This window comes from Sporacetigenium mesophilum DSM 16796 (assembly GCF_059569055.1).
Genome location: NZ_JCANUR010000012.1, coordinates 83,122 through 91,416 on the forward strand (window position 1 = coordinate 83,122; position 8,295 = coordinate 91,416).

The window sequence follows — 8,295 nt, forward strand, 5'->3', positions numbered from 1 at the left end:
ATAAATGCCTTAATTTATAGTATTAAGGAGGTAAATATGAAAATAGATGTTTTAGTTTCGGAAATAGGAAGTACCACAACTGTTGTAAATGCATTTTGCGATATACATACAGATAATCCTAAATTTATAGGCCAAGGTCAAGCTCCTACATCTGTAGTAGAAGGAGACGTAAGGATAGGTCTTCAAGGAGCTATAGACGATTTAGGCAAAAGATTGGGAGAAGAAAAAGTAGAATATAATGATATGCTAGCTACATCGAGTGCTGCAGGTGGGCTAAAAATGACAGTACATGGCCTTGTATACGATATGACAGCTAGAGCTGCTAAGGAAGCTGCATTAGGTGCAGGGGCTATAATACACAAAGTTACAGCAGGTAAATTAAGAAGAACTGATCTTAAAGAAATACAAAATATAAAACCAAATATAATACTTATAGCAGGTGGAGTAGATTATGGCGAAAGAGAAACATCAATTTACAACGCTGAACTTATAGCTAATCTAAATTTAGGTATACCGGTTATATATGCTGGAAATATTGAAAACCAAGAAGAAATAAAGCTAATATTTGAAGATACAAATTATAAATTATATATAGTAGATAATGTATATCCAAAGATAGATTTACTAAATGTAGAACCAACTAGATTTGTTATACAAGACGCATTTGAAGAACATATAACAAATGCACCAGGAATGGAGCATGTAAGAGATATAGTAAACGGGCCTATAATACCGACTCCGGGTTCTGTTATGGAATGTACCAAACTTTTATATGATCAAATAGGAGATTTAATAGTTTTAGATGTAGGTGGAGCTACAACAGACCTACATTCGGTAACAGAAGGTAGCGAGGCTATAAATAGGATATTAATAAGCCCAGAGCCTTTGGCGAAGAGAACTGTTGAAGGTGATTTAGGTGTATATGTAAATATGAAAAACGTTGTTGAGTTAATAGGTAAAGAAAATCTAGAAAAGGAACTTAACATGGATATAGATAATATTATGGAAAATCATGTACCTATACCTAAGACACATGATGAAATAAAATTTGTAGAAAGACTATCTAAAGAAGCTGTTATAAGAGCTACTATAAGACACGCAGGACAAATAAGAAATTTATATGGAACAGGTGGTAAAACAATAATAGCAGAAGGTAAGGATTTAACAGAAGTTAAGTATATAGTTGGAACAGGTGGAGCGCTTACTAGACTTCCAAATAGAATAAAAATAATGGAGTCTATAGCTAAACATAACATAACTAAAACATTACTTTTCCCAAGTGAGCAAGCAAACATATTAGTAGACAATGATTATATAATGGCATCTCTTGGGGTTTTATCTAAAAAATATCCAGAAGCTGCAATTAAATTGCTTTTTAAGAGCTTGGGAATAGGGGGAAACTAAATGTATCCAAGATTAGAGATAGATATAGATAAGTTAAAAAATAATGCAGAAGTAGTAGTAAAAAAATGCAAAGATAATAACGTGCAAGTTGCAATGGTAACTAAGGTATATTGTGCAATACCAGAAGTTGTAGAGGAACTTGTAAACACAGGAATAGATTATATAGCCGACTCTAGAGTTAAGAACTTAATAAAATTACAAAATATAAATTTACCAAAAATACTTCTTAGAATACCTATGATTAGTGAATTAGAAGATTTAGTTAAATATGCTGATATAAGTTTTAACTCTGAAATGGAAACTATATATAAAATAAATGAAGAAGCAGAGAAAATAAATAAAAAACATAAAGTAGTTTTAATGGTAGACCTAGGAGACCTAAGAGAAGGATATTTTGAGGAAAAAGATTTATTTGAAACTGTAAATAAAGTTTTAAAATTAGAAAATATAGAACTTGTAGGATTAGCAAGTAATTTAACTTGTTATGGAGCAGTTATACCAACAAATGAAAATTTAACTAGATTAGCAAAATTAGCAAGGGAAATAGAAGATAAGTTCAATATAAAATTACCTTTTGTTTCAGGTGGAAATTCTAGCTCATTGTACTTAATAGATAAAAAAGAGCTGCCAGAAGGAATAACAAATTTAAGACCAGGTGAAGCTATAGTACTTGGTAAGGAAACTGCCTATGGAGATACAATAGAAGGAACATACCAAGATGTATTTAAACTTGTATGTGAAATAATAGAGATAAAAAATAAACCATCACTTCCAATAGGAGAAATAGGAGTAGACGCCTTTGGAAATAAACCTGAATATGAAGATCGAGGTATTAGAAAAAGGGCTATAATAGGTATTGGAAGACAAGATATAAACATATCATCTATAAGTCCATTGGATACAAAAATAGATATATTAGGAGCAAGTTCAGATCATTTAATAATGGATATTACAGATAGTGAAAATAATTATGAAATAGGAGATAAAATAGAATTCTCATTAGAATATGGAGCGCTTATGGCTGCAGCTACTAGTGAATACGTTTACAAAGAACTTATAAATGAAAGAGTATTAGCTAAAAATATGTAAATAATAAAGTCCTATAGGAAGCCTATAGGACTTTTGTAATTTAATGTAAAAACAGAATAATATTTCTGTGTTTTTATGTAGAAATATCATATTTCCTGGGAAATAACATTGAAATATATGATAAAATTGTATATTGATTAAAAAGAAAGTAGGTGAATAAATGAGTTTACTTATAACTTTGGTAGATAGATTTGCTTTATTAATGTTGTTTTTATTTTTAAGTACAAAAATGAGTATATTTAAAAATATATTTCAAAGGGAAAACTACAAACTAAAAGATTTACTAGTTATTTCGGCTATATTTAGCATTTTGGCTATAATTGGAACATATAGTGGTGTAAATGTAGAAGGGGCAATAGCAAATACTAGAACTGTAGCTATAATGTCTGGAGGAATATTATTTGGACCAGTTGTAGGGATAATATCTGGATTTATAGCTGGACTTCATAGATATTTTATAGATATAAATGGAGTAACTTCCTTACCTTGCCTTATATCTAGTATAGTTGCTGGTATAGTTTCAGGTGTAGTATATAAAAAATCTCCTAAAGAACATAAATGGGTACATGGAATATTATCTGGTATAATATGTGAGAACCTTACAATGATATTAATATTAACTATATCAAAACCATTTGAATTATCATTAAGTATAGTAAAACAAATATATTTTCCAATGATGATAGGACAAATAGGAGTTGGAGTTATAATACTACTAATGCATAGTATCCAAAATGAAAAGGAAGAAATAGCTGCGAAACAAGCTAAATTATCATTGGACATAGCAAATAAAACACTTCCATACTTTAGAAATATAAATGAAGATTCACTAAGAAAAATATGTGAAATAATAAAAGATGAAATAAATGCAGACGCAGTTTCTATAACAGATAAAACCTATGTGCTAGCATACGTAGGAATTGGAGAAAAATATTATAGTAAAGAAAAAGATATAGTAACAGATAGCACGAAAAAGGCTATAAAAACTGGGGAAATAATAAACATACAAACTAAAAATGAAGAATATTTTCATGACAAAAAAATACCTCTAAAATCGGCAATGATAATACCTCTTAAAGAAAAAAATGAAATAACTGGAACACTAAAGATTTATTATACAAGCCGTAATCAAATGACATACTCACAACAAAACTTAGCTATAGGATTATCTCAAATGATATCTACATTAATGGAAATAGCAAAAATAGAACAAATAAAAGAAATGGCAAATAAAGCTGAAATGAAGGCTCTACAGGCTCAAATAAATCCTCATTTTTTATTTAATGCTTTAAATACTATAACGTCATTTATAAGAATAGACCCAGAGAATGCTCGGGAGCTTATAATAGATTTATCGACTTATTTAAGATACAATTTAGAATCCAATGAAAATTTAATAGATATAAGTAAAGAGTTAGAACAAGTTAAAGCATATGTAGCAATAGAAAAAGCTAGATTTAATGACAAGTTAAATATTATTTACGATATAGAAGAAAATATAAATGTGAAAATACCAAGTCTTATAATACAACCATTAGTTGAAAATGCAATTATACATGGGATACTAAAGGGTAGAGGAAAAGGAAATGTCAAAATATCTGTTAAGAAAATAAATGAAAAAGATATAAAGGTAGCTATAGAAGATGACGGAATTGGCATAGGTAATGATATCATAGAAAAAGTACGTAACGGAGATATGCCTGAAAATAAAATTGGATTATATAATGTACACTTAAGACTTAAACTTATATATGGAAGTGGACTTAAAATATATAAATTGGATAAAGGAACTAATATAGAATTTGTAATATAGGAGTGCTAATATGAAAGCTATTATAGTAGAAGATGAATTTCCAGCAAGAGAAGAATTAAAGTATTTTATAAAAAATTTTAGTTCAATAGAAATAATATCGGAGTTTGATAATGGAATAGACGTCTTAAAATTTATCCAAGAAAATAGTTTAGACGTTATATTCTTGGATATAAATATACCATATTTAGACGGAATATTACTGGCAAAGACTATAAATAAATTTAAAATAAAACCTAAAATAGTTTTTATAAGTGCATATAAAGAGCATGCTGTAGAAGCTTTTGAACTAGAGGCTTTTGATTATATATTAAAGCCCTATTCCAAAGAAAGAATAGTTTCTATGTTAAATAAACTAGAAAAAAGCTCAAATATAAATAATGAAGTTAATAATAGTGATGAAAATCAAAGATTGTTTGACAAAATAAGTTTATGGAAAAATGACAAGATGATAGTTGTAGATATAGAAGATATATATTATTGCCAAGCTAAAGAAAGAGAAACTTTAGTATACACAAAAGAAAATGAATATAGTGTAAATAGTTCAATATCTGAATTTGAAAAAAGTTTGCCAGATGATAAGTTTTTTAAATGCCATAGATCATTTATAGTTAACTTGTCTAAGATAAAAGAAATTATACCATGGTTTAACAGTACTTATAACTTAAAATTAAAAAACATAAATGTTGATGTTCCCGTAAGTAGAAGTAAAATAAAAGAATTCAAAAAATTAATGAATATATAAGTGCATCTCATGCACTTTTTTTTGCATTTCATGAAAACATTTGCATATTACTTGTCCTAACAATGTATTATTTTGTTATAGAAAATAAAGGGAGGTTGAATATATGTTAAGTTTTATAGGCGCAATTATATTATTAATAGCAGGTTACTTTGTATATGGTAAATTTGTAGAAAATATATTTGGAACAGATGACAAAAACATAACACCAGCTATACAGTATGAAGATGGTGTTGACTATGTTCCTATGGATTGGAAAAAGATATTCTTAATACAATTTTTAAATATAGCAGGACTTGGCCCAATATTTGGTGCAGTATCAGGAGCACTTTGGGGTCCAGCGTCATTTTTATGGATAGTATTTGGTTCTATATTTGCAGGTGCGGTACACGACTTTGCATCTGGAATATTATCTATGAGACATAAAGGAACTTCAGTTTCTGAATTAGTTGGTATATATTTAGGTGATAAAACTAAAGGTGTAATGAGAGTTTTCAGTGTTGTTTTATTAATATTAGTAGGTGTTGTATTTGTAACTGGGCCAGCTAATTTATTAGCAGATTTAACAGGGATGAATGCACCATTGTGGGTAGGTATAATAATAGTTTACTATATATTAGCAACAGTATTACCAGTAGATAAATTGATAGGTAAAATATATCCTGTATTCGGTGCATCACTAATAATAATGGCAGTAGGTGTAGCTGGAGGCCTTATAGTAAAGGGATATGATATACCTAATATAACATTACAAAATTTACATCCAGGTAGCACTCCGATATTCCCATATTTATTTATAACTATAGCTTGTGGTGCTATATCAGGATTCCACGCAACTCAATCACCGCTAATGGCTAGATGTGTTACAAAAGAAAGTGAAACTAGAAGAGTATTTTATGGTTCAATGATAGCAGAAGGTATAATAGCATTAGTATGGGCAGCAGCTGCTATGACATTCTTTGGAGGAACTGGAGAACTAGCTAGTGCTATAGCAGACAAAGGTGGGCCAGCAGGTGTTGTAAATATAATTTCTAATACATTATTAGGACCTGTTGGAGGGGCATTAGCATTACTTGGTGTAGTTGCATGTCCTATAACATCAGGAGATACAGCTTTTAGAAGTGCAAGACTTACAATAGCAGATGCTATAAACTTTAAACAAGAATCATTAAAAAGTAGATTTTATATAGCAATACCTTTATTTGCAATAGGTATAGCTTTAACTTTCATAGACTTTAATATAATATGGAGATACTTTGCATGGGCAAATCAAACCCTTGCAATGATATTACTATGGACAGCTTCTGCATTTTTAGTAAAATACAATAAAAATCATTGGATAACTACTATTCCAGCAGTATTTATGACAGTTGTTACAACTTCATATATACTTCAAGCACCAGAAGGGCTTAGAATTAATCCTATGATTTCTAATTTAACAGGAATGGCAATAGCTGTAGTATTATTTGCATTGTTTATGAATAAAATAAAATCGATAAAAAATGAAAAAAATAAAAATATAGCATAAAAAAATAAGACGGCTTATGCCGTCTTTTTTAATGTCCTTTTTCTTTTAGCTAGTCACCAATTCCTTGACCAAGCATATTATGTACTAAAAAGAAAAAGGAGGCAACTCAAAAAATGTTATTAACAGGTGCACACTATATTTATATGATTTTTATTGTTGTTATATTACTAACGATGATGCTAAAAAAAGATACAATAGTTCCATGTATGTTAGGTGTTTTTTCTCTTGCAATATACTATACACATGATTTAGTATTCTCAGTAGGTTCTATATTTAACTCACTTATAATAGCTTTAAGCGAATTAGGACCGATTATATTGATAATTGCTGCAATGATGGCATTGTCTAAGGTACTAGAAGATAATGATACTATAGAGCTTATAGTAAAACCATTTACTAGAGTTATAAAAAACAGAACGACAGCGTTCTTTACTATAGGTTTAGCTATGCTAATATTATCATGGTTTTTCTGGCCATCACCATCAACAGCTTTAGTTGGAGCGGTATTTTTACCAATAGCAATGAGAGTAGGTCTTCCTGCTATAGGGGTCGCAGTATCACTTAACTTATTTGGACACGGGCTTGCATTATCAACAGACTATGTTATACAAGGAGCTCCAAGTATAACAGCAGGAGCTGCAGGTATACCAGTACAATCAGTTATCCAAGAAGGTACAATATTATATTGGACCATGGCTATAGTAACTATAGGTATAGCATATTATATGCTTATGAAAGATATAAAGAACAATAAATTAGAAGTAGAAGAAGTAGCTCCTATTTCTGAAAACAAGAAATTTAACATTAAGGCTAAAATCGCAAGTTTTTTAGTAGCTGTATTATTTGCTTTAGATATATGGGCAATGTCAGCATTCCAATTAAGAGGTGGAGATGCTACAGCACTACTTGGTGGAACAGCAGCATTTTTAATAATAGTAATATGTATAATGAATCACGGCAAAAAGAGTTTGGAAAGAGTATCAGAATGTATAACAGAAGGATTTGTATTTGGAATAAGAATATTCGGACCAATTATACCAATAGCAGCATTTTTCTATATGGGTGAATCAGGACCATTACAATCATTATTAGGAGCAACTGTAAATCAAGCTCCAGCATTATTAGGAGATATAGGTATGTTCTTGGCTAATACAGTACCAATGAACAAGTTTATGATAGCATCTGTTCAAACTATAGTAGGATTTATAACAGGCCTTGACGGCTCTGGTTTCTCAGGAATTGCTTTAAATGGGTCATTAGCTCAAGTGTTTGGAACAGCAGTTGGCTCTAACGTAGGTGCATTAACAGCTCTAGGTCAAATAGCAGGTATATGGACTGGTGGAGGAACTTTAGTTCCTTGGGCATTAATACCAGCAGCAGCTATATGTGGAGTAAGTCCTTATGAACTTGCTAAGAGAAATTTAATACCTGTTACTATAGGTCTTGCAGTAACAACTATAGTAGCTATGTTTATAATATAAATATTTCAATAAAAAAGCTGTACTGTAAAAAGTGCAGCTTTTTTCATTTAAAAAAATATTTAAAAAAAGATTGACGAAAAATGTAGAAGGTGATATAGTTATACTTGTCCTTAAGAAAAGGATAAAAAATTGAACTTTGAAAATTAAACAGTAGGTCAATTAACACACCATTTATTTATAAAGTAATGCCAAGTTTATCATGAGAGTTTGATCCTGGCTCAGGATGAACGCTGGCGGCGTG

General features: G+C 30.0%; 6 protein-coding genes. All 6 read left to right on the plus strand.

Features of this window, described 5'->3' with window-relative positions:
* The first annotated feature begins 36 nt into the window (after positions 1-36).
* The 6 genes from BS62_RS10585 to BS62_RS10610 all read left to right on the plus strand — a co-directional run bounded on the left by BS62_RS10585 (position 37) and on the right by BS62_RS10610 (position 8,054).
* Positions 37-1,404: a GlmL-related ornithine degradation protein gene (locus BS62_RS10585; protein ID WP_496491241.1), complete on the plus strand. Its 1,368-nt coding sequence runs from the start codon at positions 37-39 to the stop codon at positions 1,402-1,404.
* On the plus strand, positions 1,405-2,493 hold the full coding sequence (gene orr / locus BS62_RS10590) for an ornithine racemase Orr (RefSeq protein WP_496491242.1): 1,089 nt from the start codon (positions 1,405-1,407) through the stop codon (positions 2,491-2,493).
* A 160-nt stretch (positions 2,494-2,653) separates the two neighbouring features.
* Positions 2,654-4,306, plus strand: a complete 1,653-nt coding sequence (locus tag BS62_RS10595; protein ID WP_496491243.1) for an ECF transporter S component — start codon at positions 2,654-2,656, stop codon at positions 4,304-4,306.
* A 10-nt stretch (positions 4,307-4,316) separates the two neighbouring features.
* Positions 4,317-5,048: a LytR/AlgR family response regulator transcription factor gene (locus BS62_RS10600; RefSeq protein WP_496491244.1), complete on the plus strand. Its 732-nt coding sequence runs from the start codon at positions 4,317-4,319 to the stop codon at positions 5,046-5,048.
* A gap of 103 nt (positions 5,049-5,151) precedes the next feature.
* Positions 5,152-6,573 carry a carbon starvation CstA family protein gene (locus BS62_RS10605; protein ID WP_496491245.1) on the plus strand — a complete coding sequence of 474 codons (1,422 nt, stop codon included), beginning with the start codon at positions 5,152-5,154 and terminating at the stop codon, positions 6,571-6,573.
* Between the two features lie 113 nt (positions 6,574-6,686).
* Positions 6,687-8,054, plus strand: coding sequence for a hypothetical protein (locus tag BS62_RS10610; protein WP_496491246.1), 1,368 nt, complete (start codon positions 6,687-6,689; stop codon positions 8,052-8,054).
* Positions 8,055-8,295: the final 241 nt, after the last annotated feature.

What these genes read in the sequence shown, in the direction of transcription:
- BS62_RS10585 (WP_496491241.1), top strand. Translation starts at nt 37, where the DNA reads ATGAAAATAGATGTTTTAGTTTCGGAAATAGGAAGTACCACAACTGTT.
- orr (WP_496491242.1), top strand. Translation starts at nt 1,405, where the DNA reads ATGTATCCAAGATTAGAGATAGATATAGATAAGTTAAAAAATAATGCA.
- BS62_RS10595 (WP_496491243.1), top strand. Translation starts at nt 2,654, where the DNA reads ATGAGTTTACTTATAACTTTGGTAGATAGATTTGCTTTATTAATGTTG.
- BS62_RS10600 (WP_496491244.1), top strand. Translation starts at nt 4,317, where the DNA reads ATGAAAGCTATTATAGTAGAAGATGAATTTCCAGCAAGAGAAGAATTA.
- BS62_RS10605 (WP_496491245.1), top strand. Translation starts at nt 5,152, where the DNA reads ATGTTAAGTTTTATAGGCGCAATTATATTATTAATAGCAGGTTACTTT.
- BS62_RS10610 (WP_496491246.1), top strand. Translation starts at nt 6,687, where the DNA reads ATGTTATTAACAGGTGCACACTATATTTATATGATTTTTATTGTTGTT.